The following is a 25,977-nucleotide window of genomic DNA, read 5'->3' on the forward strand; positions in this document are numbered from 1 at the left end:
CGTCAGCCTGCGGACACGTTCTTCACCGTACAGTCGGTGATGACGTGGCCGCTATATTCGAACGAACCCTTGCCGTTCCAATCCTTGGCCACGGCAAGCGCGGCGCTGAAGTGGGCGAGATACGATCCGATTCCGGGTGGTGGCACCGAAACGACATATTGGCCGGTGACGTGCACGAGCAACGTATCGTGCCCGAACCCAGTGTGCAGGATCCCACCCGTGACATGGGGAATGACGGTCGTGCCGTAAGGTGGTGGCAATGCTTGCGTGATTTGCGCCGATCCGGAGATTTGTCCGGTCGGTGCATTCACGCCGAGATCGAGATGAAGCGTCGGCGCGCCTGCAAATCCGCCATGCTTGACGTCCAGCTTTACTTGGTAATATCCAACCGGCTCGGTCATGAGTATTTCCTCCTCCGGATCCATGCTGATCCGTTACTGGAGTTCCTCACGGGACGACTGTTGAGTCCAGCGGGATTGGGTCCGAAACGAACCGGTCGGGACGCGTATGGACTGGCCCCGAAACCTCTTACGTGGCTCCGCCACAGGAATCTGACGTACAAAGGGTGACGCGGACCGCCGGCACCGCTATCTGCCGCCCCATGACCGAGATCACACCGCAGATCGTCGCCGACCACGGCCTGTCCCCCGAAGAATATGAGCGCGTCCTGCGCGCCATCGGCCGCGAGCCGAACATGGTCGAGCTCGGCATCTTCTCGGTCATGTGGTCCGAGCATTGCAGCTACAAATCCAGCAAGATCCACCTGATGAAGCTGCCCACCAAGGGCCCCCGCGTCATCTGCGGCCCGGGCGAGAATGCCGGCGTCGTCGATATCGGCGACAACCAGGCGGCGATCTTCAAGATGGAGAGCCACAACCACCCGTCCTATATCGAGCCCTATCAGGGCGCGGCGACCGGCGTCGGCGGCATCCTGCGCGACGTCTTCACGATGGGCGCGCGGCCGATCGCCAACCTCAACGCGCTGCGCTTCGGCCGGCCCGATCACCCCAAGATGCGCCACCTGATCTCGGGCGTGGTCCACGGCATCGGCGGCTACGGCAATTGCGTCGGCGTGCCGACCGTCGGCGGCGAGGTGAACTTCCACAGCGCGTACGACGGCAACATCCTCGTCAACGCGATGACCGTCGGGATCGCCGACCAGGACAAGATCTTCTATTCGGCAGCCTCGGGCATCGGCAATCCGATCGTCTATGTCGGCAGCAAGACCGGCCGCGACGGCATCCACGGCGCGACGATGGCCTCGGCCGATTTCGGCGAGGATTCGGACGCCAAGCGCCCGACCGTGCAGGTCGGCGACCCGTTCACCGAGAAGCTGCTGATCGAAGCCTGCCTCGAACTCATGGCGACCGACGTCATCGTCGCGATCCAGGACATGGGCGCGGCGGGCCTTACGTCTTCGGCCGTGGAAATGGCGTCGAAAGGCGGCGTCGGCATCGAGCTGACGATGGACGACGTGCCGCAGCGCGAGACCGGCATGACGCCGTACGAGATGATGCTCTCGGAATCGCAGGAGCGCATGCTGATGGTCCTCAAGCCCGGCCGCGAAGCCGAGGCCGAGGCGATCTTCAAGAAGTGGGAGCTCGATTTCGCGGTTATCGGCCGCGTCACCGACACCGGCCGCATGGTGCTGAATTTCAAGGGCGAGACCGTCTGCGACATCCCGCTCGGGCCGCTCGCCGACGAAGCGCCGCTGTACGACCGCCCGCATGTTCCGACACCCAAGCCCGCGCCGCTCGCCAACGCGCCGCACAGCAGCGACATCGCCGCCGACCTGCTCACGCTGATGGGCTCGCCAGACGTCGCCTCGCGCCGCTGGATCTGGGAGCAATACGATCACATGGTCGGCGCCGACACCGTCCAGCGCCCCGGTGGCGACGCCGCAGTCGTCCGCGTCCACGGCACGCAGAAGGCGCTGGCGATGACCACCGACTGCACCCCGCGCTATTGCTTCGCCGACCCGGTCGAGGGCGGCAAGCAGGCGGTCGCCGAAGCGTGGCGCAACCTGACCGCGGTCGGCGCGCTGCCTTTGGCCGTCACCAACTGCCTCAACTTCGCCAACCCGCAGCGCCCCGAGATCATGGGCCAGATCGTCGGCTGCCTCGAAGGCATGAGCGACGCCTGCATCGCGCTCGACTTCCCGATCGTCTCGGGCAACGTCTCGCTTTACAACGAGTCGAAGGCGACGGGCGGCGGGTCGGCGATCCTGCCGACGCCAGCGATCGGCGCGATCGGCCTGCTGGCGGATTGGCAGAAGAATGCGACGATCGCGTTCAAGGGCTCGGGCGACATCATCCTCGCGGTCGGCACGCGCGGCGGTCATCTCGGCCAGTCGCTCTGGCTACGCGAATGCCACGGCCGCGAACAGCTCGACGCCGGCCCGCCGCCGCCGGTCGATCTGGCCGCGGAACGCCGCGTCGGCGACCTGATCCGTGAAGCGATCGCGCTGGGCCAACTGACCGCGGTCCACGACGTCTCCGACGGCGGCATCGCGGTGACGCTGGCCGAGATGGCGCTCGCCGGCGGCATCGGTGCGATGATCGACCGCAAGCAGCCGTTCGATTGCGCGCGCTCGTTCTTCGCGGAGGACCAGGGGGTCTACATCGTCACGGTCGACGACCATTCGCTGCTCGACTTCCTCGGTGCGGCACACGCCGCCGACGTCGAGGCGGAGCCGCTAGGCCGCACCGGCGGCAAGCGCCTGATCTTCGAACGCCCCGACCGCGATGACGTCATCGCGCTCGATACGCTGCGCACCGCGCACGAGGGGTTCTTCCCGAAGCTGATGGGCGTCGACGCCGCGCTGGCTTAAGGCAACGCGACGGCGGCCGAACTAGAACGCAGCCTGCCGCGGGCTACCGTTGCTTGCAACTGCCTGCCCCCACGAGCGCCACCCCGGCGAAGGCCGGGGCCCAGTTGGGAAGGCCGAGGTAACGGAGCACCGCGCTCCATCATCGCCGTTCCCCAACTGGGCCCCGGCCTCCGCCGGGGTGGTTCTTCTTCGGGGTAAGGGAGCAACCTCAAACCACAGAATGTTTCCCCGCGAAGGCGGGGACCCAGTCTGGGCTCCCGCCTTTGCGGGAGAACAAGGATGCGAGAGATGTCGTCCGATCGAGCCAAAGCAGAGCTCGGCGACGTCATCGCGCTCGACACGCTGCGGACGGCGCACGAGAGCTTCTTCCCGAAACTGATGGGGGTAGACGCGGCGCTGGCATGATGGATTCGGGGGCGATTGAGCGCGCGCGGCCAACAAGGAGGAACCACCCCGGCGAAGGCCGGGGCCCAACCGGGAAAGCCGCAGTAACGAAGCGCTGGCCCCAGTCACAACCGTCCCCCAATTTGGGCCCCGGCCTCCGCCGGGGTGGCAACACTGAGAAGCCGCCGCGCTTCCACCATGTTTCCCCGCGAAGGCGGGGAACCAGTCTGGGCTCCCGCCTTCGCGGGAGAACAACGAACCAAGAGATGTCGTCCGATCGAGCCAAAGCAGAGCTCGACGACCTCCCCCTCTCCGTCATCCCAGCGAAAGCTGGGATCTCCCGCATCGGGCCACAGCGCTCGCCAACGGCAATACCCCAGCTTCCCCTAGAGTAACGGGAGAGGCGGAGCGGCTCGGAGGACCACAAGGTACGGCAGGGCATCGCGCAGAAACGACAGTTGACGTAGATCATCGACCGGATAGCGGATCCGCCAAAACGACACGCCACGCTACCTAAGGTTCCCGTCAAAGCGCCCTGTCCTACACCACCGCGATATGCCAGCGTCGAACCATGACCGCATTACTCTCCTACCGCGCTACCAAGACGCCGCGCCCGAACCCAAGTGTCGATCAAGCGCTGCCTAGGTCCGTCCAACCCAGCCAAAGCCGACTACTCCTAAAGTGCAGCCGAACGCGACCATGTCATGCCTCTACCCCTGCAACAGCCCCGCGAAATACTGCGCCAGCGTCTGCACTTTGTGCACTTCCGGCGTTCCGCATGCCCCCCACCCCCTCCAAAATCGCTAATCTTGGCGTGCTCCACGGCGCCGACTCCGCGACAATTACCGACGTCGAAAGCCCCGCATTCCAACCAGCACAACGCTCCCGCGGAATGTTGCACCAGCGTCTGCACTTCGTGCACTTCCGGCATTTCGCATGACCCCCACCCCCACCAAAATGGCCACGCCAGACGTCCTCCACGGCGTCGACGCCACGACCATCGCCGGCATCAAAAGCCCCGCATTCCAACCAGCGCAACGCTCCCGCGAAATGCTGCACCAGCGTCTGCACTTCGTGCACTTCCGGCATTCAGCATGACCCCCACCCCCACCAGGATCGCCACGCTCGACCTCATTCGAGGCGTCGCCGTCATGGGTATCCTCGCCGCCAACATTGCCGCGTTCGGCTTCCCCGAATTCGCCTACATGACCCCCGCCTCAATGGGCGCGCCGAGCACGCCAGACCTGATCGCCTGGACCACCACCTTCATCGTCATCGACGGCAAGATGCGCGGGCTGTTCTCGTTCCTGTTCGGCGCATCGATGCTGCTCGTCATCGACCGGGCCGAGGCAAGCGGCGAAGACCCGGCGACCGTCCACCTGCGCCGCATGGCATGGCTGTTCGTGTTCGGCATCGCGCATTTGTACCTTCTGTGGTGGGGTGACATCCTCGCGCACTACGCTCTGGTCGGCGCGCTCGCGTACATGTTCGCGCGGTTGCCGGTCCGCTGGCTGATCGGCGTCGGGCTCGCCTGCATCGCGCTCCAGACGGTCGAGCTGACGACGCTCGTCGCCTATACGTTTGACCTTTACGCCGCCGCGCACCGACCCGGTGCAACGGCGCGGATCATCGCCAACTGGCAATCGCTGGCGGATCAGTTCGGCCAGCCCTCCCCCGCCGGCGTCGCGCGCGAACTGGCCGTCGGGCGCGGCGGATGGAGCGATATGGTCGCGTGGCGCTGGCAACACGCGGTCGGGCCGATCACGTCGCTGACCGCTACCGGCCCGGAAACGCTCGGCTTCATGCTGCTCGGCATGGCCGGGTTGCGATCCGGCTTGCTGACCGGCGATTGGTCACGAAAGCGCTATGCCGTCGTGGCCGCCGCCGGCATCACGATCGGCTGGGCCGCCTACGCCGCCATCGCGATTTTCGACATCGCCCACGGGTTCGACGCACGGTACGTTGCCCTGTCGTGGCTGGCGCTTGCGACCCCGCTTAGGCCGCTCACGATCATGGGCTATGCGGCCGCGATCATCCTGCTCGCACGACCCGGCGGCTGGCTGACGACACGTGTCTCCGCGGCAGGTCGGATGGCGTTCTCCAACTATCTCGGCACGACGCTGATCTGCACCACCATCTTCTACGGCTACGGCTTCGGACTGTACGGCGACCTCTCCCGCGCCCAGCTATACCTCGTCGTCGTGTCGATCTGGTTGCTGATGCTCGCCTGGTCGAAGCCGTGGCTCGACCGCTTCCGCTACGGTCCGCTCGAATGGCTATGGCGCAGCCTCTCCCGCTTCGCGTGGCAGCCGATGCGCGGTTCGGCGTTCACGGCCAACCGATGACGCTATTTGCGAATAAGACGCAAAACAGCTTGCGAGTGGTTCGCATTATCCGTATCCCGTGCTTACAGCTAGGGAGTTCCCATGGTCGTCTGCGTTTGCAATGCCATACGAGAATCCGACGTTCGCAACTGCGCACGCGGCGGTTGCACGACACCGTGCCAAGCCTTCCGCTCGATGGGCCGGAAACCCAAATGCGGCCAGTGCACATCGATCGCGCGAGCGATTATCGACGAGGAACGCGCCGCTGCATAAGCGTCGCAACAGCTAAGAAAGCCCGGAAAACCGCCATTTTTGGGGGTTGTGCTAATCTGTGTCAGCCCGCTACATGCTCCTCAGAGGTGACGGAGATATGGCCATGCGCGGCGACCCCCAAGTAATCGAATTCCTGAACGAGGCGCTCAAGAACGAGCTGACCGCGGTCAACCAATATTGGCTCCATTACCGGATGCTCGAGCATTGGGGCGTCTACAAGCTCGCCCAGTACGAGCGGATGGAATCGATCGACGAGATGAAGCACGCCGACTGGCTGTCGGAGCGCATCCTGTTCCTCGATGGCCTGCCCAACTTCCAGTTGCTCGGCCGCCTCCGCATCGGCGAGACCGTCGAGGAAGTGCTGAAGTCGGATCTGGCGCTCGAAGTCGAGGCCACCGTCCAGCTCAAGGGCGCGATCTCGTACTGCGAAGAGGTCAAGGACTATATCAGCCGCGACCTGTTCGCCCGCATCCTCGCCAGCGAGGAAGAGCATGTCGACACGCTCGAGCGCCAGTTCGAGATGATCGCGCGGATGGGTATCCACAACTACATCCAGCTCAACTCGATCTCGGAACATGATTCGCCGAAGGCCGGCGCGGCGCCGTATTTGAAGGCCTGATCCACCCCCCTGTCATCTCGCGGAAAGGTGAGATGACAGGGCTGCATTGTCCGCCAGTCTGGCGACGAATTTATTCCCCGCCGAACCCAGTCGGTACGGCGCGACGCCCAAACCCACCGCCCGCAACGGGCTTACGGGCCACGATCGGATTGGCCTCGCGCTCCAGCAGCGTCAGAGTCTCGACGAACAGCGGCCGCAACCGAACGATATGCTCCAACGCCTCGTCGGGCGTGTCCTGCATTTCCAGGCAATCGCGCGCAATCGTCTCGATCGCCTCCGCGAGATCGGCAAGCGGCTCCGCCCCGAACTGCCGCGCTTCACCCTTGAGCGTATGCGCGGGAATCACCATCGCCGCCGCATTGAGCGCACGCATCGCCGCCTCGATGGCAGCAACCGACTTCACGCCGTCCTCACGAAAATATCCGAGGATGCGGCCAAATCCCGCGCCAAGTTCGTTGCGCGCCTGCACGAACGCGGGCCAATTGATCAGGGTGCTTCCCTCGAACGCCACTGTCGCCTTCTCCCGTTAAGCAAATAGCGCCATGAAGGTCAGAGCCGTATCATACATAACCTAGGTAAACACAGTGTTGAAAAACTAACGACAAGTTACGACAAAGACTGAAATAGATACATTCAAAACGATTTCTATTGTTGCATTGGCGGACGCCGCGACCGCCGCGAGTTCGGTCGGGGCTTGAGGGTCGTCCGCTATCACCTCGACGCGGGTGGCACCGGCCCGCAACGCGCGGGCGAGCCGTACCGCGGGCCAAGGGCAACGCATGCCCCTGGCGTCGATACGGACCACGCCCGACACCATGCCTAGTGGCCGCCGCCGCCCTTGCCGTCGTCGTACGGATTCTTCGGCGCGCGGAACATCAGCCGGACAGGGACCGCCCCGAAGCCCAGATCCTTGCGCATCGAATTGACCAGATACCGCTCGTAGCTAGCCGGCAACTGATCGACGCGCGTGCCGAAGATGACGAAGCTCGGCGGACGCGTCTTGACCTGCGTGACGTAGCGCATCTTGATCCGCTTGCCGCCCGGCGCCGGCGGCGGTGTCGCCTCGATCGCGCGCTCGAACCAGCGGTTGAGTTCACCGGTGCCGACACGCTTGGACCATGCATCACGCGTGTCGAAGCAGGCTTGCAGCAATTGGTCGATGCCTTTGCCGGTCGCGCCGGACACGGTCATCACCGTGACGCCCTTTACCTGCGACAAGCCGTCTTCGAGTGCGCGCTTGACGCCGTTGAACAGCGAGGATGCGCTCTCGGCGATATCCCATTTGTTGAGCGCGATGACGAGCGCGCGGCCCTCCTGCAACACCTTGTCGGCGATGCGGAGATCCTGCGCCTCGAGTCCCAGCGTCGCGTCGAGCAGCAACACGACGACTTCGGCGAAATCGACCGCATGGAGCGCGTCCTCGACCGACATCTTCTCGAGCTTGTCCTGAACCTTGGCGCGCTTGCGCATGCCGGCGGTGTCGATCAGGCGCACCTTCCGCGCCTCGCCACCGGTCGGATGCCAGTCGTAGTCGACGCTGATCGAATCACGCGTGATGCCGGCTTCGGGGCCGGTGATCATGCGATCTTCACCGAGAATGCGGTTGACGAGCGTCGACTTGCCCGCGTTCGGGCGGCCGACGATCGCGAGCTTCAGAGGGCCCTCATATTCATTGTCGGGCTGTTCCTCGGGCGGCTCTTCCTTGCCTTCGAGTAGCGGGAGCAGGCCTTCGAACAGGTCGCCCATACCCTCGCCGTGCTCGGCAGAGAGTTGGACCGGGTCGCCGAAGCCTAGTGCGAGCGATTCGAGAATACCGTCTTCGCCTGCACGACCTTCGGCCTTGTTGGCAACGAGAAGGACGGGAACGTCGGCGGTGCGGAGCCAGCGCGCGATCTCTTCGTCGAGCGGGACAATGCCGGCGCGCGCGTCGAACAGGAACAGCGCGACATCGGCCTGCTCGACGGCGGCTTCGGTCTGCTGGCGCATCCGGCCGGGCAACGTTTGCGCGTCGTGGTCTTCATAACCGGCGGTGTCGATGATGCGGAATTCGAGGCCGATCAGCGATGCGTCACCTTCACGGCGATCGCGCGTGACGCCGGGCCGGTCGTCGACTAGCGCGAGCTTCTTGCCGACGAGGCGGTTGAAAAGAGTCGACTTGCCGACATTTGGGCGGCCGACGATCGCGACCACGGGGAGTTTGGACATGCCGTGCCCTTAGCGCGTGTCGCGCCAAAGGTCACCTAGTCCCTCGCCCCTCCGCGGAGAGGGAGGGAGGAGCCGTAGGCGACGGTAGGGTAAGGGGGAGTTGGGGTGAGCGATCTGAGCCTCATTCCCCTCACCCTTCCCACCGCAAACGCGGCGGGGCCCTTCCCCCTCCCCGAAGGGGCGAGGGAGTCTACGTCACCTGTACGCGGTGACCTTACCCTTCTGGTCAAGCGTATAAAGCGTCGAGTTCGCCACGATCGGTGGCAGCGAGAACGGCGTCTTCGTCTCGATCGTCGAGCTTACCGTGCCATCGGTCGGTGAAACGAAATTGATCTCGCCGCGCGAGTTGGTCAGGACGAGGTGGTTGCCGGCCAGGATCGGCCCGAACCAGGTGACCGCGTTGCTACGCTTCTTCTCGTTCTGGAACCGCTTAAGCTGCGCGATCCAGCGTGCCTTGCCGTTCGAACGCGACAGGCAGACCAGACGCGCGTCGTCGGTCACAACGAACAGCCACTCGCCCGCGATCCACGGGGTCGAGATGCCGGCGAAGTTCTGCTCCCACAGACGCTGTCCCGTCGACAGTTCGAGCGCGACCATGCGGCCACCCTGCCCGACCGCATACACGCGGCCGCCGTCGATGACCGGTGCGGCGTCGATGTCCGACAGGCTCGACACCGACGTCGTGATCGACGTGCGCGACAGCGCGTCCTGCCACAGGATACGGCCGTTCTCGTAGCGATACGCGCTGAGTTCACCGCTGGAGAAGCCGGCGACCACGGTACCCTGGCTCACGGCGGGTGCCGCGACGCCGAACACGCCCTGCGTCTCGAGCGTGCCCGACTGGACCCACTGAACCTTGCCGTCGGTCTGGTTGAGCGAGAAGACCTGGTTGTCCTGCGTGAGGACATAGACCGCGCCATTGGCGACGGTCGGCGAACCACGGAGCGGCGCGCCAGGCTTGGCGCGCCAGAGGATCTTGCCGTCCGCTGCGTTCATCGCGACGACGTCGCCGACACCGTCGGTGGCGTAGAGCTTGCCGTCGTCATAGCTGACGCCGCCGCCGAAGCGCGCCGCCTTGTTGATCTTGCCCTCGGTGATCCCCGCGCTCCACAGCGCGGCGCCGGTGTCGGCGGTGAAGGCATGGATCGTCGCGGTGACGTCGGTGACGAACAGCTTGCCGTCGGCGACGACCGGCGCCGCGCCAAGGCGCTCGCGGTTCGAGCCGCCGTCGATACCGGCCTGCCAGAGACGCTTGGGCTGGTCGGCGAGCGCGAGCTGGCCCATCGACTTGGCGGGGTTGCCGCCGGGCTGGGCCCAGGCGTCGTTGACCGCAGGCGCCGGCAACAGGACCTGGACGTCGGCGATCGTCTTGTCGGTCTCGACCTCGTTCTCCGACACCAGGATCGACACGCGGTCGCCGAGCGTCGGCGTCTTCTTCACGCTGCCCTTGAAAATCCCGCAACCGCTGAGCGCCACCAGCGCGGCGACGGCGACCGTCACCCGATATGTCTTCATCATTGCGCCTTGGTATCCTCGTTTGATGCAGCCGGAGTGATCACCCTGGCAGTAGCGCCCGTGCTGGCAACAGCGTCCACACCCAGTACGCCCGCCATCTGAACCGCGCGTTGACGGATCGTCTCGGGCACGCCGGTATCGCGCGCGACCTGGCCGAACATGGCCCCCGCCTGCTGGCGCTGGTTCATGCGGAGATAGGAGATCGCGACCATCTCGCCCGCGCTGCCGAGCCACGGACCACCGGGCACGGCCAGCGGACGAAGCCGCTCGACGACGACCTGCGGCTTCAGCGTGTCGAACTCGGCCGAGGTCTGGCGAACCAGCGCGAGATCGCGGAACGGCTTTGCCAGCGACGTATCCGCAGCGATGGTGCCCAGCTTGGCAGCGGCGCCCTTCAGGTCGTCCTTTTGGAGAAGGACGTCGGCCTGCGTGAACAGCGCGAGTGCGCGGTAGCCGTCGCGGTTCGACTTCGCGAGTTCGGCGAGCGGCTTCGACGCCGCCGCGGCGTTGTTCGCGCCGAGTGAATCGTAAGCGGCCTGAAGCTGCTCGCCTTCGACACCAGCGGCCTCGCCATTGTGATGCTGCCAGTAGAGAAAGCCGGCGAGAGCCGCGAGTGCGGCGACGACGCCGACCACGACCCATTTGCCCCAGTTCGTCCAGAACCCGGCGAGCTGGTCGCGTCGCAGTTCTTCGTCGACCTCACGCAGGAATGCTTGATCGGTTTTCGGCGGGAGGGCCAAGGAATGCTCCGGGAATAGTGAGGGGGTGGGCGGCGCGGACCTTAGCCGCGCCGGAACCGAAACGGAAGCGGATCAATCCTTGGGCGCGTAGACCTGCTCAGCACCCGGAAACGCGCGCGATCGGACGTCGTCCGCATAGGTCTGCGTCGCGGAGGAAATCGTGTCGGCGATGTCGGCGAACCGCTTCACGAACTTCGCGGTCCGGTCGAACATCCCGAGCATGTCCTCGGTCACCAGAACCTGACCGTCGCACTGCGCCGATGCACCGATGCCGATCGTCGGGCAGGCGATCGAGTTGGTGATCTCGATCGCGATCGGCTCGACCACGCCTTCGATCACCAGCGAGAACGCGCCGGCCTCGGCGATGCTTTGCGCGTCGGCGACGATCTTGGCGGCTTCCTCGGGCGTACGACCGCGGGCGCCGTAGCCGCCGAGGACGTTGACCGCCTGTGGGGTGAGTCCGACATGGCCCATCACCGGAATACCACGCTCGGTCAGGAACTTGACGGTCGGTGCCATCACGGTGCCGCCTTCGAGTTTCACTGCCGCTGCGCCGGTCTGCTTGAGCAGGAAAGCCGCGCTTTCGAACGCCTTTTCGGGTGAGGCTTCGTAGCTGCCGAACGGCATGTCGATGACGACCACCGCATGATAGCTGCCCCGCACCACCGCCGCGCCGTGCGCCGCCATCATGTCCAGCGTTACGGGCACGGTCGAGGGCAGGCCGTAGATCACCTGGCCCAGGCTATCGCCGACCAACAGCATGTCGCAGTGCGGATCGAGGAGTTGCGCCGTCCGCACGGTGTAAGCGGTGAGCATGACGAGCGGCGTCTTGCCCTTCTGGCGGCGGATCGCGGGGATCGTCAGGCGCTTGAGCGGCGCGGGCGTCGGGTTGGCGCGACTCGTCGCGGTGTCGAGGGTGTAGGTCGTGGACATGGCGGCGCTAATAGCGTGCGGCGTCGCGCTCGCCCAGTGTCGTGCGCGTCATACTGCCCAGCCCTTCAGCCGCGCATGGCCGACGAGCCAGAGCGTGAAGGCGGCAATCGCAATGATGACGAAGGGCAACCCCAGCGTCTCGCTCGCGCCCTTGTGCGCAACGATATCGGTCGAGGCGAACAGCCAGCCGAACTGTGCGATCGTCGCCACCAGCGATGCGATCAGGAACGGACGCGCACTGGCGCGCCGCATGAACAGCAGCACCGCACCGATCAGGCCGGTCAGGACCGCGACGGCGAACAACGGATCATACCAGTTGGCAGCGCCGCATAGAGCGCGCGGTCATAGGCGCTCGCCTGCCCCATCGCGTCGGCGCCGAGCCTAAGCTGTTGCAGGCACATGAAACATCCGACGAGGCCCCAGAGAACGAGCACGCCCGTCGTCATGCGGAACCACAAGGGCCCCTGTCGTACGAAGAACATGTCGCCGCCCCTGCCAGTTTCTCGGCAACAGACTGCGCGCAGTGGAGGCTACGCGCAAGAGCATGCGGGCATGCAAGATGTCTGGAATCCGGAACCGGAGGGACATCGGGAGCTTCCGACTGCGACGTCCCTCCGGGCCGTATTCAACACCTATCGCGGCCAACCTGAACGCGTCGTGACGCAACGCGGGTCGCGATCAGAACGATCGCGACACGGTCAGGCCATAGGTGCGCGGATCGCCGGGCTGTCCGACGACCAGGCCGGTGCTGCCGGACTGAAGCGCGAGCACTTCATAGTAGTTGTGGTCGAACGCGTTACGCAGCCAGCCGAACACGTTCCAGCTGTCCTTCGCCTTGAATCCCAAGCGGAAGTTGCTGAGCGCGTAGCCCTTGATGTCGGTATAGAGCGAGCGCGACGGGTTGGACGAGAAGGTCGAGCGGTAGCTGCCGTCATAGCCGAGATACACCTGACCATCGACGCCGCCGATCGTGGCCGGCAAATCATATTCGGCGCCGTACGAAAACGCCCATTTCGACACGCCGGGCAGCCGCTGGCCGGAGATGTCGCAATTGGCCGGGCTGACCGTCCCCGTCCCTGCCGGTTGCGCCGGGTTAGTCGCGGTCGGCGCGGATCCGCCAGAGAGCTCCGGCGGGCAAGGCGCGTCGACGAACTTCACGTATTTCGCGTCCGTATAGGCGCCATTGGCGTAGACGCTGAACCGGTCGGTGGGGCGGAAGGCCGAATCGAACTCCAGACCGCGAGTCCGCACCTTGCCGGCATTGGCGAGATAGCCGCGCAACACGCCGAGCTGGCCGTTGGTGACGGTCGCCTGGTAATCGCTGATCTCGGTCCAAAAGCCGGCGAGGTTGAGCGTCAGTCGGCGATCGAGGAACTGCGTCTTCAGGCCTAGCTCGTAGTGATTGACCTTCTCGGGCTTGACCGTGGCCGCCAAGAGGATCGGATTGTTGCTGCCGTCGAGCGGCAGGCCGGACAGGTTGATCCCTCCGGACTTGTAGCTCCGCGCGTAGGTCGCATAGGCGTGGATGTCGGAGGTTACGGTGTAGGCCGCCGTAATGTCGCCCGACAGGTTCCAGTTGTCGAAATCGGGCCGGTAGCTCTGCGGCGCGAGCACACCGCGCTGGTCGTTGAATCTTGCCTCACCGGTGACGAGTTCGCCGGCACCGGTCGTCACGACCGAGACATAGTCGCCCTTCTTCTTGTCGTAGTTGAGGCGCAGGCCCGGCGTGATCTGGAACCGGTCGCTGACGTTCCAGGTCAGCTTGCCGAACAGCGCCGCGCTGGTGTTCTTGAAGCCGATGGTGTTGCGCGCGGTCAGGCCGTTCAGTGTGGCCGGATTCTTTCCGCCCGTGCTGGTCGGGTTGAGCAGGAACGCGCTGGCCGCGGGCCCCTGGACCTGCAGGCCCTGCGTATCGATCGTCTGGTAGAAGTAGAATGCGCCGAGCACGTAATCGAGCGTGTGCTTGCCGTTCGAGGCGATCCGCAGCTCCTGGCTGTATTGCGTCTGTTGCGACGGATTGGCGGACACGGTGGTGATCGGCAGGCCGATGAAGTCGCGATCGTTCGACGGATCCCAGTGCCAGAACCGCCACGCGCTGACCGAGGTGATCGTGGCCGCGCCGAGATCCAGATTGCCGAGCAGCGAGACGCCGCCCAGTTCCTGCTTCGCACGCAAGGGCGTATCGACATCGGTCACCCGGTCGAACGCGTTGGTCGATGGTACGACATAGCCCTGCGCGGCAGCGAGAGCGGCATATTGCCGGATCAACGGCCGTTGAGTCGCGCCGGTGCGGACGTAATATTGGACGCAGCAATCGGGGTTCTGCTGGCCGTAATCGCCCGATAAGGCGAAATCGAGCGTCTCGGTCGGCTTCCAGTAGAGCTGTCCGCGGACGCTCTTATTGTCCTGTGCGTTGAGGTTCTTGCCGGTCACGACGTTGTGGATCGTACCGTCACGCTCGGTCACCGAGGCAGACAACCGGATCGCGAGCTTGTCGGGGATCAGCGGGCCCGACACCGACGCCTTGGCCTGGATGAACTGATAGTTGCCGGTCGTAAGCTCGATCCGTGCCTCGGGCGTGAAGCTGGGCTTGCGAGTCGTGATGTTGATCGCGCCGGCGGTGGTGTTCTTGCCGTAGAGCGTGCCCTGGGGCCCGCGGAGGACCTCGATCCGCTCGGTATCGGTGAAGTCGAACGTCGCCGAGGCGATCCGGCTGTAATAGACCTGATCGACATAGATGCCGACGCCCTGCTCGATCCCGTCGTTGGTCAGGCCGAACGGCGCGCCGAGGCCGCGGATGTTGGCGGCGGAATTGCGTGGGTTGGTCGAGTAGAATTGCAGCGTCGGCTGGAGCTGCGTCAGGCGGCTGACGTTGTACGCGCCAGTCTCGGCGAGCGCGGTGCCGCCGATGACCGACATCGCGATGGGGACGGTCTGGATCGTCTCGGCGCGACGACGCGCGGTGACGACGACATCGCCGCCACCGCCCTGCTGCTGGTTGCCGAGACGACCATTCGCCTGTGCGTCAGCCTGCTCGCCAGCGGCCGTCTGCGGCGGAACGGCCGGCGTTGATACGGTAGCGGCCTGACCGGCAAGCAACAGCGCAAGCGTAAGCGACATGATTGTTTTCCCCTGAACCTTGCCGCGCAAAGTCTAGCAATTCAGGGGATATTCAATGCGAGCATGTCTTGGGTCGCGGAAAGCGCGACTTGTCTCCCTCCCCCGCCGGGGGAGAGAGCGATATTCAGACCAGGCGGCTCTGCTTGACCGCGGCTTCGATGAAGCTGGCGAAAAGCGGGTGCGGGTCGAAGGGTTTGGACTTCAGTTCGGGATGGAACTGGACGCCGACGAACCAGGGGTGGTCGGGGCGTTCGACGATCTCGGGCAGCGTGCCGTCGGGGGACATGCCGGAGAAGACGAGGCCGCCCTGTTCGAGCGCTTCCTTGTAGCCGGTGTTGACCTCGTAGCGGTGACGGTGACGCTCCGAAATCTCGGTCCCGCCGTAGATCGACGCCACGACGCTGTTGCCGGTGAGCTTCGCATCATACGCGCCGAGCCGCATCGTGCCGCCCATGTCACCCTCGGCCGCGCGTGTCTCGAGGCCTTCGCGGCCCATCCATTCGGTGATCATGCCGACCACTGGCTCGTCGGTCGGGCCGAACTCGGTCGACGACGCATTGGGGATCCCTGCGAGATCGCGCGCGCCCTCGACGCAGGCCATCTGCATCCCGAAGCAAATGCCGAAATACGGAATCTTCCGCTCGCGCGCGAACTTGACCGAGGCGATCTTACCCTCCGCGCCACGCTCGCCGAACGCACCGGGGACGAGGATCGCGTCGCACGGCTCCAACTGCCCGGCGATGTCGCTTTCGGCGTTCTCGAACAGTTCTGCGTCGATCCAGCGGACGTTGACCTTCACGCGATTCGCGATGCCGCCATGGACCAGCGCCTCGTTCAGCGACTTGTACGCATCCTGGAGGCCGACATATTTGCCGACCACGCCGATCGTGACTTCGCCTTGCGGGTTGGTCAGGCGGTCCATGATCTCGGTCCAGCGCGACAGGTCGGGCGCCTCGGCGGGTTCGATGCCGAACGCGCGGAGCACTTCGATGTCGAGGCCTTCACCGTGATACTGGAGCGGCACCGCGTAGATGCTCTTCGCGTCGAGCGCAGGAATGACCGCGCTGGCGGGGACGTTGCAGAACAGCGCGATCTTGGCGCGTTCCGACGGCGGCAGCGGATGTTCGCAGCGACAGACCAGCACGTCGGGCTGCACGCCCAGCGCGGCGAGTTCGCGGACCGAATGCTGGGTCGGCTTGGTCTTCAGCTCGCCGGCGGCGGCGATGTACGGGACCAGCGTCACGTGGATGCTGATCGCGTTGCCGCGACCTTCCTCGTTCTTGAGCTGGCGAATCGCCTCGATGAACGGGAGTGATTCGATATCGCCGACGGTGCCGCCGATCTCGCAGAGGATGAAATCGATGCCGTCGGTCTCGGCCCGCGCGAACGCCTTGATCGCGTCGGTGACGTGCGGGATGACCTGCACGGTGGCGCCGAGATAATCGCCGCGACGCTCGCGCGTGATGATCTGCTGATAGATCCGGCCCGATGTGACGTTGTCCGACTGGCGCGAGGGAACGCCGGTGAAGCGCTCGTAATGGCCGAGGTCAAGGTCGGTCTCGGCGCCGTCGTCGGTGACGTAGACCTCGCCATGCTGATACGGCGACATGGTGCCGGGATCGACGTTAAGATACGGATCGAACTTCCGAATCCTGACGGTATACCCGCGTGCCTGGAGGAGAGCGGCAAGCGATGCCGCCATGAGACCTTTACCGAGCGACGAAACCACGCCCCCGGTGATGAAAATGTACCGAGCCATGGGAAGAGTCTCGTAGCGTGTGTTGGGGACGAACGACAAGAGCCCCGCGGATCACGCGGGGGCCTTTTATCGGCGAATGGAGTGTTTAGTTGGCTAGCGGGACCGCGCCGTTGTCGGCCGGCTTGGTCGTGCCGGCGGGGACGCCAGCGTTCTCGGCGCCACCGGCGAACGGAGCCGCATCACCCTTGGGCTGCGCAGTCGGAACGGCGGTTGCCGCCGCCGGGGTGCGGGCGAGCGACGTGTCGATCGTGGTGGTGCGGTGATTCGCCGCGAGAACCGCGAGCAGGATCGAGAACAGCACGAACATCGTCGCGAGGACGCCGGTCGCGCGGGTCAGGAAATCGGCCGCGCCGCGGGCCGACATCAGGCCGGACGGGCTACCGCCCATACCCAGACCGCCGCCTTCCGAGCGCTGCATGAGGATCACCGTGACGAGGGCGGCCGCGATGATCGCGTGGATGACGAGCAGAAAGGCGAACATTGCGCGGAAAACCCCGGAACTTTTGCGAAGGCGCGCACATAGGCGACGTCGCGGTTTCGATCAACCGGGCGATCGACCGTGGCGCTGCCTCCGCATATCGCAAGGCAATCGCAAAACTACGGAAACATGACGTCCGGGCGGCGTTGTGAACCCGTAATGACGCTCATGACTGGGTATCGTGCACACAAATTCAGATGGCGGATCAACGCTGTGGCATCAATGGCAGCCAATACCTTATCGACCTGGATGACCGCTCTGGTGGATTATGTCCGCTCGGGTGAACCCGATCTGACCAATCGTCAGATGGCGCTTCTTCTGCTCGTATATCTCAAACCGGGGCCGCATACGGTCCGCGGCTTGGCTCGTGCGCTCAACGTATCGAAGCCGGTTGTCACGCGCGCCTTGAACAGATTGGGTGCCCTCGGCTATCTGCGCCGGCAACGCGACGATAGCGACAAGCGCAACATCTTCGTCGCGCGCACGACCGAAGGGGCAGATTTTCTTGAAGAGTTCGGGCAATTCATCGGCGACGGCCCCGCCCCTGCCGGTTCCAACGGGCGCGCAGCCGCTCACGCTTGAGCCGTTCGACGACCAGGCCCGTACGAGCTTTTCGCTGACGGGCCGCTCGGTCGACCTCGACCCGCGTACGCACGCGGTTCGCCGCGATATCGCCGACATTCGCCTCGCCGAATACGTATTCGCTCCACACTATGCCGTGCCGATGATACGGCCCGTCGCGCGCACAGCTTTGTTGCGCAGCGCACGAGATGAAGCGAGCGATACGATGGTCGACCTCCACCCTGGCGACAGTTTCGAAGTGCTGGAGATCGCCGGCGTGTCCGCGTGGGGCGTTGCGCGTCCGAGCGGGCTGGTCGGCTATGTCGAGGCCGCTGCGCTCGACCTTTCGATGTCGGACGCGGCATGACGACGGTCTTCATCGATGGGGCTGTCGGCACGACCGGCCTCGAAATCCGCGACCGGCTTGCCGGACGGACCGACATCACGCTGGCGTTGCTGGCCGAGGACCGGCGCAAGGATCCGGCGGCACGGCGCGAGGCGCTCAACGATGCCGATTTCGTCATCCTCTGCCTGCCGGACGAGGCGTCGCGCGAAGCAGTCACGCTGATCGACAATGCGCGTACCCGCGTTATCGACGCATCGAGCGCACACCGCGTCGCTGCCGGCTGGACCTATGGCTTCCCCGAGTTGCCGGGCCAGGCCGAGAAAGTCGCGACCGCGATGCGCGTGTCCAACCCCGGCTGCTATCCCACTGGTTTCCTTGCGCTCGTCGCGCCTCTGGTTGCGGCCGGTCTCATCCCCGCCGACCTCCCACTAAGCGTCAACGCGACCTCGGGTTACTCAGGCGGCGGCAAGGCGATGATCGCGGCGTTCGAGAATGGCGAGCCTGCGACGGCCTTCCGCGCCTACGCGCTAGGCCTCGCGCACAAGCATATCGCAGAGATGACGCAGCATGCGGGCCTAACGCACGCACCGATCTTCGCACCCGCCGTGGCGAACACCTACCGCGGCATGGTCGTCGAAGTGCCGTTGCACCTCCACTCCCTGCCCGGCCGCCCGACGCTCGCTGCGATCGAAGACGTGTTGCGCGCTGCGTTCGATGGCTCGAAGCTCGTCTCGGTTGCGCCCGGCGGTATCGGCTCGGTCGATATCGAGGAGAACGCAGGGACCGATCGGCTGACGCTGCGCGTCTGCGGCAACGACGCGGTCGGTCATGCTCGGTTGGTCGCGACGCTCGACAATCTGGGCAAGGGCGCCGGCGGTGCCGCGGTCCAGAACCTCAACATCATGGCCGGGGTCGATCCCGTAGCCGGCCTCGTTTTCTAGGACCGGCGTTTTCCGCCCGGTCCATCGCCACATCCAGGAGCTTTCATGCACCGTAATCCCGTAGCCAAGCTGCTCCTGTTCGGCGCGACCGGCGATCTCGCGCAGCGCATGCTGCTGCCGTCGCTCTATGGCCTGCACGCCGACGGGTTGCTGCCCGAAGAACTGACGATCACCGGCGCCGCGCGTCACGAGCATGACGACAAGGATTACCGCAAGTTCGCCAAGAAGGCGCTCGACGAGTTCCTGCCCGAGGATCGCAAGGACGAGAGCGCGATCGGGACGTTCCTTGATCGTATCTTCTATCAGCCGACCGACCTGTCGGATCCGGCGAGCTTTCAGCCGCTGGCGGACAAGATCGGCGATATCTCGGGCGGTCTCGCGATCTATCTGTCGACCGCGCCGTCGTTGTTCGAAGCTGCGATCGAGGGTTTGCACAAGGTCGGACTCGCCGGCGAGACGGTCCGCGTCGGGCTGGAGAAGCCGCTGGGCTACGACCTGGAGACAAGCCGCGAGATCAACGATTCGGTGGCGAAGGCTTTTCCGGAGGACCGGACCTACCGGATCGATCATTATCTCGGCAAGGAAACCGTCCAGAACATCCTCGCGCTTCGCTTCGGCAATTCGTTCTTCGAGCCGGTGTGGAACGCGCAGGGGATCGACAACGTCCAGATCACGATCTCCGAGACGGTCGGGCTCGAAGAGCGCGCGGGATATTACGAGACCGCGGGTGCGCTGCGCGACATGGTCGCCAACCACATGCTCCAGCTGCTCGCGCTGATCGCGATGGAGCCGCCCGCGCGGTTCGAGGGCACCGATGTCCGCGACGAGAAGTCGAAGGTGTTCCGCTCGCTGCGCATGATCAAACCCGAGGAGGTGCCGAACGTCACGGTCACCGGCCAGTATGGCGAAGGCGCGGTGAAGGGGAAGTTCGTCAAGAGCTACTCGGACGAACTCGGCCAACCGTCGACCACCGAGACGTTCGTCGCGATCAAGGCACATGTCGACAATTGGCGATGGCAGGGTGTGCCGTTCTACCTGCGCACCGGCAAGCGCATGGCCACGCGCCGCAGCGAGATCGCGATCCAGTTCAAGGCGGTGCCGCACTCGATGTTCGCCGGGCGTGGCGGGTTGCTCCAGCCCAACATGCTGATCATCCGCCTTCAGCCGGAGGAATATATTCAGCTGCTGGTGATGGCGAAGGAACCGGGTCTCGACCGCGAGGGCGTCCGCCTTCGCGAAGTGCCGCTGAACCTCAGCATGGATGCCGAGTTTGCCGGCTCGCGTCGGCGGATCGCCTATGAGCGGTTGCTGCTCGACCTGATCGAGGGCGACCAGACGCTGTTCGTCCGCCGTGACGAGGTCGAGGCGCAATGGACTTGGATCGACGCGATCCGCGAGGGCTGGAAGGCCAACGCGATGAAGCCCAAGAGCTATGCGTCGGGCAGCTGGGGTCCATCCGCAGCGATCGCGCTGACCGAGCGCGACGGCGTGACCTGGCAGGACGACTGAGTTTTCGGGGAGGGAGCACCCTCCCCAAGGTTTTCAAGGAAAGATCGAATGACCGAAATCGAATGGTGGGAATATGACGACGCGAGCGAGCTCGCCAACGCGGTCGCAGGCGATATCCAGTTCGTCATCGAAAGCGCACTCGACGCGCGCGGCTCGGCGGTGATCGCGCTGGCGGGCGGCAAGACGCCGTTCGCCGCGTACGAGAAGCTCGCGCAGGCGAAGCTCGACTGGAAGAAGGTCACGATCATCCCCGGCGACGAGCGGATCGTGAAGCTCGGCGATCCGCTGTCGAACGTGACGGCGCTGGCGAAGATCTTCCTTCCCAAGGGCGCGCGCGTGAAGCCGATCGTTCCCGAGGCGATGTCGGACTACAAGGCTGCCGGTCGTTCGGCGGATGCGCTGATGCAGGACCTGCACTGGCCGCTCGACTTCTGCCTGCTCGGCATGGGTGGCGACGGGCATACCGCGTCGATATTCCCCGGCCCGGATTATGACGAGGCGCTGAGCGGTCCCAAGGAGCGTCGTGCGCTCGGCGTGATGCCCGATCCGCTGCCACCCGAAGCCCCGCTGGCGCGCGTGACGCTGTCGGCGGCGGCGATCGCATCGTCGAAGGCGCTGATGATCATGATCACCGGCGACGCGAAAAAGAAGGTCCTCGAAGTGGCGATCGAACAGGGCCCGTCGTCGTCCTACCCGATCGGCCGCGTGCTGGCCGAGGTCGAGCTGCCGGTCGACGTGCACTGGGCGCCGTGACGATGCTCAACGCCGTCGTCTCCGCGGTGACCGACCGGATCATCGAGCGCTCGCGCGACAGCCGGGCCGCCTATCTCGCCCTGATCGAGCGCGAGGCGGCGGCGCAGGTCCGTCGTCCGGGCCTCGGCTGCGCAAACCTCGCGCATGCCTATGCCGGGACCGAGGAAGACCGCGACGCGATGAAGGCTGATGCCGGCATGAACATCGGCATCGTCACTGCGTATAACGACATGCTGTCGGCTCACGCCGTCTATTATCGCTACCCGGAACTGATGAAGATCTGGGCGCGCGAAGCGGGGGCGACGGCGCAGGTCGCGGGCGGCGTGCCGGCGATGTGCGACGGCGTGACGCAGGGCTATCCGGGCATGGAGCTGTCGCTGTTCAGCCGCGACACGATCGCACTTAGCACCGCAATCGCTCTCTCGCACGGCACGTTCGAGGGCGCAGCGCTCCTCGGTATTTGCGACAAAATCGTCCCTGGCCTGCTGATGGGTGCGCTGCGATTCGGGCATCTGCCAATGGTGCTGATCCCAGGTGGGCCGATGCCGACCGGGCTCCCCAACAAGGCGAAGGCCGCCGTCCGCGAGAAATTCGCGGAAGGGCTGGTCGGGCGTGACGAGCTGCTCGAGGCCGAGATCGGCGCGTATCATTCGAAGGGCACGTGCACCTTCTACGGCACCGCCAACACCAACCAGATGATGATGGAGGTGATGGGCCTCCACATGCCGGGCGCGGCGTTCGTCAATCCGGGCACGAAGCTGCGCCAGGAATTGACGCGAGCGGCGGTTCACCGGCTGGCGAAGATAGGCGCGCGAGGCGACTCGTATCGGCCGCTCGGACACTGCGTCGACGAGAAGGCGATCGTGAACGCCGCGGTCGGTCTGCTCGCGACGGGAGGCTCGACCAACCATCTGCTCCACGTTCCGGCGATCGCTCGTGCGGCAGGGATCATCATCGACTGGGAGGATTTCGATCGCCTCTCCTGCGCGGTCCCGCTGATCGCTCGCGTCTATCCCAACGGCTCGGCGGACGTGAACGCGTTCGAGGCGGCGGGCGGCATGCCCTACGTTATCCGCGAACTGCTCGCCGAAGGGCTGCTGCACGGCGACATCATGACGATCGGTGGCGAGGACCTGTCGGCCTATGCGAAGACCGCGGTCGTCGAGGGCGACAAACTCGCCTGGCGCGATACGCCGGACAGCGGCGACGAGACGATCCTGCGCCCTGCGACCGCGCCGTTCTCGCCGGATGGCGGCATGCGGATTCTTGCGGGCAATATCGGCCGCGCGTGCATCAAGGTGTCGGCGGTCGAGCGCGAACGCTGGATCGTCGAGGCACCCGCGATGGTGTTCGACGACCAGCTCGACGTGATCGAGGCGTTCAAGCGCGGCGAGCTGGAGAAGGACGTCGTCGTCGTCGTCCGGTTCCAGGGGCCTCGAGCGAACGGCATGCCGGAACTCCACAAGCTGACGCCGCCGCTGGGGGTGCTGCAGAATCGCGGGTTCAAGGTGGCGCTGGTCACTGATGGGCGGATGTCGGGGGCGAGCGGGAAAGTGCCTTGCGCGATCCATTGTTCGCCCGAGGCTCTGCTCGATGGCGCGATCGGGTTGATTCGTGATAGCGACATGATCCGGGTCGACGCGGTCAACGGGACGCTGGAGGCTCTGGTCGACGCAGACGTGTGGGCGACGCGCAAGATGGTCGCGGTTCCGCCACCGGTAAGCGGCATGGGACGCGAGCTGTTCGGCATGTTCCGCGGGCTTGCCGACGAGGCCGAAAAGGGCGCGTCAGCGATGCTGGCGGGCGCAGGGCTTTAGAACGTCACACACGCCGCCGTAGCCTCAGCCACACCCCCGTCATCCCGGCGAAAGCCGGGACCTCGCTCCACGGGGACGGACTATGCGGCACGAGATCCCAGCGTTCGCTGGGATGACGGGTTGGCGGTAATGATAATATCTGACGGAGGATGACATGGAAATCGTAGCGGCAGATATCGGCGGAACGCATGCCCGCTTCGCGATCGCCGAGGTCGAGAACGGCCGCGTGGTGTCGCTCGGCGAGCCGGCGACGCTGAAGACCGCGGACCACGCGTCGCTTCAGACCGCGTATCAGGCGTTCGAGGCGGGGCTCGGCCGCCCCCTCCCCCGCGCGCTCGCGATCGCGGTCGCGTCGCCGGTCGCGAACGATGTCATTCGCCTCACCAACAACCCTTGGATCATCCGCAAGTCGCTGATCACGGAACGGCTGAAGGCCGACCAGTGGGTGGTTGTCAACGATTTCGGCGCGGTCGGTCATGCCGTCGCGCAGGTGCCGAGCAGCGACTTCATTCACCTCTGCGGTCCCGATACGCCGCTGCCGTCCGAAGGCATCACGACGATCTGCGGCCCCGGCACCGGGCTCGGCGTCGCGCAGCTGCTGCGACGCAAGGACGGCTATCAGGTTCTCGAAACCGAGGGCGGGCACATGGACTTCGCCCCGCTCGACGGGATCGAGGATGCCTTGCTGAAGCGGCTGCGCAAGACGTTCACGCGGGTCTCCGCCGAGCGTGTCGTTGCCGGGCCTGGCATCGTCGCGATCTACGAGACGCTCGCCGCGCTGGAGGGCCGCGCGGTCCCCAGCCATGACGACAAGACGATCTGGACCGAGGCGATCGACGGCACCGATTCGATCGCGCTCGCCGCGCTCGACCGCTTCTGCCTCGCGCTCGGTGCGGTAGCAGGCGATCTGGCGCTCGCACAGGGCGCCAAGGCGGTCGTGATCGCAGGCGGCTTGGGCTTCCGGATCAAGGATCGCCTGATCCGCTCGGGCTTCGACCAGCGCTTCGTCGCCAAGGGTCGCTTCCAGGGCATGATGGCGGCGATGCCCGTCAAGCTCATCACCCATCCCCAGCCCGGCCTGTTCGGCGCCGCGGCCGCCTTCGCACAGGAACATACGCAATGACCGTCACTATCGCAGACATCATGCAGACCAGCGCCGTCATTCCGGTGCTGGTAATCGAGGACGCCGCACTTGCCCGTCCGCTTGCCGAGGCGCTCGTCGCGGGCGGGTTGCGCGTACTCGAGGTGACGTTGCGCACTGGCGCCGCGCTCGAAGCCATTGCCGAGATGAAGAAGGTGCCGGGCGCGATCGTCGGCGCGGGCACCGTCGTCAATACGCAGCAGTTCACGCAGGTCCGCGATGCTGGCGCGGAGTTCATCGTCTCGCCGGGCCTGACCGAACGCCTCGCCACGCCGATCATCGAGAGCGGTATTCCGTTCCTGCCGGGGATCGCCAACGCGGCGGACATCATGACCGGGCTCGACCTGGGGCTGACGCATTTCAAGTTCTTCCCGGCCGAGGCGAATGGCGGATTGAAGGCGCTGAAGGCCTTGGCCGCGCCGTTCTACCAGTGCAGCTTCTGCCCGACCGGCGGCATCACCGAGGCGAGCGCGCCCGAGTGGCTGGCGTTCAAGCCGGTGCTCTGCGTGGGGGGGAGCTGGGTGACCGGCGGAACGATGGCCGAGATCGAGATCAAGGCGCGCGCGGCTAACGCTTTGCGGGGATAATCTCCTTCACCCCTCCCCTTCAGGGGAGGGGCCGGGGGTGGGGCCTTACCCCATACACCAGCTTTTCGTGGACACGCCCCACCCCAACCCCTCCCCTGAAGGGGAGAGACTTTAGAAATTACATCTCACCACGGGCTTTGCGGATGGCGTACCATTTCTTCACGTTGGCGTTGTGTCCAGCCAGCGTGTTGGCGAACACGTGGCCGCCGGTGCCGTCCGCTACGAAATAAAGCGCCTGGGTCTGCGCCGGGTCGAGCACCGCGTCGATCGAAGCGCGGCCTGGGTTGGCGATCGGGCCGACCGGCAGGCCGGCTTCGGCATAAGTGTTGTAGCCGTTCTTCGCGTGGAGTTCAGAGCGCAGGATGCGGCGGCCTAGCGGACGGCCCTTGGTGATCGGGTAGATCACGGTCGGATCGGCCTGGAGCGGCATGCCGTTGCGCAGGCGATTGCCGTAGACCGCGGCGACGGTGCGGCGTTCGGAGGGCTTGCCGGTTTCCTTCTCGACGATCGAGGCGAGGATGATCGCCTGTTCGGGCGTCGTCACCGCGATGCCGGGCTTGCGCGCGGCCCAGGCGGTGGCGAGGTAGGTCTTCATCGCCGCCTGCATCCGCGTAACGACCGATGCGCGGGTGTCGCCGGCCTGGAAGGCGTAGCTGTCGGGGAGAATCGAGCCTTCCGCCGGGACGGGCACGGCGCCGGTCAGACCGTCCGCCTTCGTCAGCGCGTCGTGCACGAGGACCGAAGGATAGCCTTCGGGGACGACGACGAGGCGCTGGACGACCTTGCCACCTTGCATCAGCTTGAGGATGTCGGACTGGCTGGTGTGCGCGGCGATGCGGTATTCGCCGGCCTTGATCGGATCGCCCGAGCCGAAGACGCGCGCGTACAGTCGGAAGCGTCGGGCCGAGGGGATCGCGCCGGCCTTTTCGAGGTCGGTGGCAGCACCGGCCAGCGTGCTGCCTTCGCCGATCTGCACGGTCAGCGTGCGGGCCGCTGGGCCGGCGCCGCCCCAGCCTTGGACGACCAGGAACAGCGCGACGACTGCCGCCAGGGCTAAGACGAGTCCGAAACAGCCGACCTTGCGCATTGGTACTCCTTGGATCCCCGCGAAGGCGGAGACCCAGTCTGGGCCCCCGCCTTGG

25 protein-coding genes are annotated in these 25,977 nt (G+C 65.4%); 12 read left to right on the forward strand and 13 right to left on the reverse strand.

Going from position 1 to position 25,977, the window contains the following annotated elements; all coding sequences use genetic code 11:
* Window positions 1-2: 2 nt before the first annotated feature.
* Complete coding sequence (locus C8J39_RS01990) at window positions 3-401, reverse strand: DUF1842 domain-containing protein (RefSeq protein WP_120299668.1); 399 nt, start codon at window positions 399-401, stop codon at window positions 3-5.
* Between the two features lie 200 nt (window positions 402-601).
* Between C8J39_RS01990 and purL the strand changes: the two genes are divergently transcribed.
* The 4 genes from purL (at window position 602) to bfr (ending at window position 6,430) form a co-directional block, all read left to right on the forward strand.
* Window positions 602-2,830: a phosphoribosylformylglycinamidine synthase subunit PurL gene (gene purL / locus C8J39_RS01995; RefSeq protein WP_120299102.1), complete on the forward strand. Its 2,229-nt coding sequence runs from the start codon at window positions 602-604 to the stop codon at window positions 2,828-2,830.
* Window positions 2,831-4,308: 1,478 nt separating this feature from the next.
* Window positions 4,309-5,559, forward strand: coding sequence for a DUF418 domain-containing protein (locus C8J39_RS02000; RefSeq protein WP_120299103.1), 1,251 nt, complete (start codon window positions 4,309-4,311; stop codon window positions 5,557-5,559).
* Window positions 5,560-5,640: 81 nt separating this feature from the next.
* Window positions 5,641-5,811 carry a bacterioferritin-associated ferredoxin gene (locus tag C8J39_RS19015; protein ID WP_082441433.1) on the forward strand — a complete coding sequence of 57 codons (171 nt, stop codon included), beginning with the start codon at window positions 5,641-5,643 and terminating at the stop codon, window positions 5,809-5,811.
* Window positions 5,812-5,914: 103 nt separating this feature from the next.
* Window positions 5,915-6,430 (forward strand): bacterioferritin, encoded by a 516-nt coding sequence (gene bfr, locus C8J39_RS02010; RefSeq protein ID WP_120299669.1) that lies wholly within the window; start codon window positions 5,915-5,917, stop codon window positions 6,428-6,430.
* Between the two features lie 70 nt (window positions 6,431-6,500).
* Here bfr and C8J39_RS02015 read toward each other — a convergent pair whose 3' ends face one another.
* From C8J39_RS02015 to secG, 11 genes are all read right to left on the reverse strand, one after another.
* On the reverse strand, window positions 6,501-6,941 hold the full coding sequence (locus C8J39_RS02015; RefSeq protein WP_120299104.1) for an Hpt domain-containing protein: 441 nt from the start codon (window positions 6,939-6,941) through the stop codon (window positions 6,501-6,503).
* Window positions 6,942-7,025: 84 nt separating this feature from the next.
* Complete coding sequence (locus tag C8J39_RS02020) at window positions 7,026-7,247, reverse strand: sulfurtransferase TusA family protein (protein WP_120299105.1); 222 nt, start codon at window positions 7,245-7,247, stop codon at window positions 7,026-7,028.
* Between the two features lie 2 nt (window positions 7,248-7,249).
* Window positions 7,250-8,635 (reverse strand): ribosome biogenesis GTPase Der, encoded by a 1,386-nt coding sequence (gene der, locus C8J39_RS02025; RefSeq protein ID WP_056062647.1) that lies wholly within the window; start codon window positions 8,633-8,635, stop codon window positions 7,250-7,252.
* A gap of 195 nt (window positions 8,636-8,830) precedes the next feature.
* Window positions 8,831-10,153: a PQQ-binding-like beta-propeller repeat protein gene (locus tag C8J39_RS02030; RefSeq protein WP_120299106.1), complete on the reverse strand. Its 1,323-nt coding sequence runs from the start codon at window positions 10,151-10,153 to the stop codon at window positions 8,831-8,833.
* Window positions 10,150-10,890: a tetratricopeptide repeat protein gene (locus tag C8J39_RS02035; RefSeq protein WP_120299107.1), complete on the reverse strand. Its 741-nt coding sequence runs from the start codon at window positions 10,888-10,890 to the stop codon at window positions 10,150-10,152. The genes C8J39_RS02030 and C8J39_RS02035 overlap by 4 nt, the downstream gene beginning before the upstream one ends.
* A 72-nt stretch (window positions 10,891-10,962) precedes the next feature.
* Window positions 10,963-11,823, reverse strand: a complete 861-nt coding sequence (panB, locus tag C8J39_RS02040) for a 3-methyl-2-oxobutanoate hydroxymethyltransferase (protein ID WP_120299108.1) — start codon at window positions 11,821-11,823, stop codon at window positions 10,963-10,965.
* Between the two features lie 48 nt (window positions 11,824-11,871).
* Window positions 11,872-12,126 (reverse strand): hypothetical protein, encoded by a 255-nt coding sequence (locus C8J39_RS19020; protein ID WP_243649690.1) that lies wholly within the window; start codon window positions 12,124-12,126, stop codon window positions 11,872-11,874.
* Window positions 12,105-12,305, reverse strand: a complete 201-nt coding sequence (locus tag C8J39_RS19025; protein ID WP_243649691.1) for a hypothetical protein — start codon at window positions 12,303-12,305, stop codon at window positions 12,105-12,107. The genes C8J39_RS19020 and C8J39_RS19025 overlap by 22 nt, the downstream gene beginning before the upstream one ends.
* A gap of 196 nt (window positions 12,306-12,501) precedes the next feature.
* Entirely contained in the window at window positions 12,502-14,943 is a 2,442-nt protein-coding gene (locus C8J39_RS02050; protein WP_120299109.1) for a TonB-dependent receptor, read from the reverse strand.
* Between the two features lie 124 nt (window positions 14,944-15,067).
* On the reverse strand, window positions 15,068-16,702 hold the full coding sequence (locus C8J39_RS02055; RefSeq protein WP_093399282.1) for a CTP synthase: 1,635 nt from the start codon (window positions 16,700-16,702) through the stop codon (window positions 15,068-15,070).
* Between the two features lie 85 nt (window positions 16,703-16,787).
* Window positions 16,788-17,183 (reverse strand): preprotein translocase subunit SecG, encoded by a 396-nt coding sequence (gene secG, locus C8J39_RS02060; RefSeq protein ID WP_056050855.1) that lies wholly within the window; start codon window positions 17,181-17,183, stop codon window positions 16,788-16,790.
* A gap of 246 nt (window positions 17,184-17,429) precedes the next feature.
* On the opposite strand from secG, the gene C8J39_RS02065 reads away from it, so the two are divergent.
* The 8 genes from C8J39_RS02065 to eda all read left to right on the forward strand — a co-directional run bounded on the left by C8J39_RS02065 (window position 17,430) and on the right by eda (window position 24,835).
* Complete coding sequence (locus tag C8J39_RS02065) at window positions 17,430-17,762, forward strand: MarR family transcriptional regulator (protein WP_056050858.1); 333 nt, start codon at window positions 17,430-17,432, stop codon at window positions 17,760-17,762.
* Window positions 17,686-18,108: an SH3 domain-containing protein gene (locus C8J39_RS02070; protein WP_243649692.1), complete on the forward strand. Its 423-nt coding sequence runs from the start codon at window positions 17,686-17,688 to the stop codon at window positions 18,106-18,108. Before C8J39_RS02065 ends, C8J39_RS02070 begins: the two co-directional genes overlap by 77 nt.
* Window positions 18,105-19,028, forward strand: coding sequence for an N-acetyl-gamma-glutamyl-phosphate reductase (gene argC / locus C8J39_RS02075; RefSeq protein ID WP_120299110.1), 924 nt, complete (start codon window positions 18,105-18,107; stop codon window positions 19,026-19,028). Before C8J39_RS02070 ends, argC begins: the two co-directional genes overlap by 4 nt.
* 45 nt (window positions 19,029-19,073) lie before the next feature.
* Complete coding sequence (zwf, locus tag C8J39_RS02080) at window positions 19,074-20,537, forward strand: glucose-6-phosphate dehydrogenase (RefSeq protein ID WP_120299111.1); 1,464 nt, start codon at window positions 19,074-19,076, stop codon at window positions 20,535-20,537.
* Between the two features lie 48 nt (window positions 20,538-20,585).
* Window positions 20,586-21,290 (forward strand): 6-phosphogluconolactonase, encoded by a 705-nt coding sequence (gene pgl, locus C8J39_RS02085; protein WP_120299112.1) that lies wholly within the window; start codon window positions 20,586-20,588, stop codon window positions 21,288-21,290.
* 2 nt (window positions 21,291-21,292) lie between these two features.
* Window positions 21,293-23,107 (forward strand): phosphogluconate dehydratase, encoded by a 1,815-nt coding sequence (edd, locus tag C8J39_RS02090; protein ID WP_120299113.1) that lies wholly within the window; start codon window positions 21,293-21,295, stop codon window positions 23,105-23,107.
* A 154-nt stretch (window positions 23,108-23,261) separates the two neighbouring features.
* Window positions 23,262-24,230, forward strand: a complete 969-nt coding sequence (gene glk, locus C8J39_RS02095) for a glucokinase (protein WP_056486103.1) — start codon at window positions 23,262-23,264, stop codon at window positions 24,228-24,230.
* Window positions 24,227-24,835 (forward strand): bifunctional 4-hydroxy-2-oxoglutarate aldolase/2-dehydro-3-deoxy-phosphogluconate aldolase, encoded by a 609-nt coding sequence (gene eda, locus C8J39_RS02100; protein WP_120299114.1) that lies wholly within the window; start codon window positions 24,227-24,229, stop codon window positions 24,833-24,835. Before glk ends, eda begins: the two co-directional genes overlap by 4 nt.
* 118 nt (window positions 24,836-24,953) lie before the next feature.
* On the opposite strand, the gene mltG is transcribed toward eda, so the two are convergent.
* Window positions 24,954-25,922 carry an endolytic transglycosylase MltG gene (mltG, locus tag C8J39_RS02105; RefSeq protein WP_120299115.1) on the reverse strand — a complete coding sequence of 323 codons (969 nt, stop codon included), beginning with the start codon at window positions 25,920-25,922 and terminating at the stop codon, window positions 24,954-24,956.
* Window positions 25,923-25,977: the final 55 nt, after the last annotated feature.

The sequence above is a fragment of the Sphingomonas sp. PP-CC-1A-547 genome (genome assembly GCF_003610375.1).
Taxonomy (GTDB): Bacteria; Pseudomonadota; Alphaproteobacteria; order Sphingomonadales; family Sphingomonadaceae; genus Sphingomonas.

What these genes read in the sequence shown, in the direction of transcription:
- C8J39_RS01990 (WP_120299668.1), bottom strand. Translation starts at nt 401, where the DNA reads ATGACCGAGCCGGTTGGATATTACCAAGTAAAGCTGGACGTCAAGCAT.
- C8J39_RS02050 (WP_120299109.1), bottom strand. Translation starts at nt 14,943, where the DNA reads ATGTCGCTTACGCTTGCGCTGTTGCTTGCCGGTCAGGCCGCTACCGTA.
- edd (WP_120299113.1), top strand. Translation starts at nt 21,293, where the DNA reads ATGCTCAACGCCGTCGTCTCCGCGGTGACCGACCGGATCATCGAGCGC.
- der (WP_056062647.1), bottom strand. Translation starts at nt 8,635, where the DNA reads ATGTCCAAACTCCCCGTGGTCGCGATCGTCGGCCGCCCAAATGTCGGC.
- purL (WP_120299102.1), top strand. Translation starts at nt 602, where the DNA reads ATGACCGAGATCACACCGCAGATCGTCGCCGACCACGGCCTGTCCCCC.
- eda (WP_120299114.1), top strand. Translation starts at nt 24,227, where the DNA reads ATGACCGTCACTATCGCAGACATCATGCAGACCAGCGCCGTCATTCCG.
- mltG (WP_120299115.1), bottom strand. Translation starts at nt 25,922, where the DNA reads ATGCGCAAGGTCGGCTGTTTCGGACTCGTCTTAGCCCTGGCGGCAGTC.
- zwf (WP_120299111.1), top strand. Translation starts at nt 19,074, where the DNA reads ATGCACCGTAATCCCGTAGCCAAGCTGCTCCTGTTCGGCGCGACCGGC.
- pgl (WP_120299112.1), top strand. Translation starts at nt 20,586, where the DNA reads ATGACCGAAATCGAATGGTGGGAATATGACGACGCGAGCGAGCTCGCC.
- C8J39_RS02030 (WP_120299106.1), bottom strand. Translation starts at nt 10,153, where the DNA reads ATGATGAAGACATATCGGGTGACGGTCGCCGTCGCCGCGCTGGTGGCG.
- C8J39_RS02055 (WP_093399282.1), bottom strand. Translation starts at nt 16,702, where the DNA reads ATGGCTCGGTACATTTTCATCACCGGGGGCGTGGTTTCGTCGCTCGGT.
- glk (WP_056486103.1), top strand. Translation starts at nt 23,262, where the DNA reads ATGGAAATCGTAGCGGCAGATATCGGCGGAACGCATGCCCGCTTCGCG.
- C8J39_RS19015 (WP_082441433.1), top strand. Translation starts at nt 5,641, where the DNA reads ATGGTCGTCTGCGTTTGCAATGCCATACGAGAATCCGACGTTCGCAAC.
- C8J39_RS02065 (WP_056050858.1), top strand. Translation starts at nt 17,430, where the DNA reads ATGACCGCTCTGGTGGATTATGTCCGCTCGGGTGAACCCGATCTGACC.
- secG (WP_056050855.1), bottom strand. Translation starts at nt 17,183, where the DNA reads ATGTTCGCCTTTCTGCTCGTCATCCACGCGATCATCGCGGCCGCCCTC.
- C8J39_RS02020 (WP_120299105.1), bottom strand. Translation starts at nt 7,247, where the DNA reads ATGGTGTCGGGCGTGGTCCGTATCGACGCCAGGGGCATGCGTTGCCCT.
- C8J39_RS19025 (WP_243649691.1), bottom strand. Translation starts at nt 12,305, where the DNA reads ATGTTCTTCGTACGACAGGGGCCCTTGTGGTTCCGCATGACGACGGGC.
- bfr (WP_120299669.1), top strand. Translation starts at nt 5,915, where the DNA reads ATGCGCGGCGACCCCCAAGTAATCGAATTCCTGAACGAGGCGCTCAAG.
- panB (WP_120299108.1), bottom strand. Translation starts at nt 11,823, where the DNA reads ATGTCCACGACCTACACCCTCGACACCGCGACGAGTCGCGCCAACCCG.
- argC (WP_120299110.1), top strand. Translation starts at nt 18,105, where the DNA reads ATGACGACGGTCTTCATCGATGGGGCTGTCGGCACGACCGGCCTCGAA.
- C8J39_RS02000 (WP_120299103.1), top strand. Translation starts at nt 4,309, where the DNA reads ATGACCCCCACCCCCACCAGGATCGCCACGCTCGACCTCATTCGAGGC.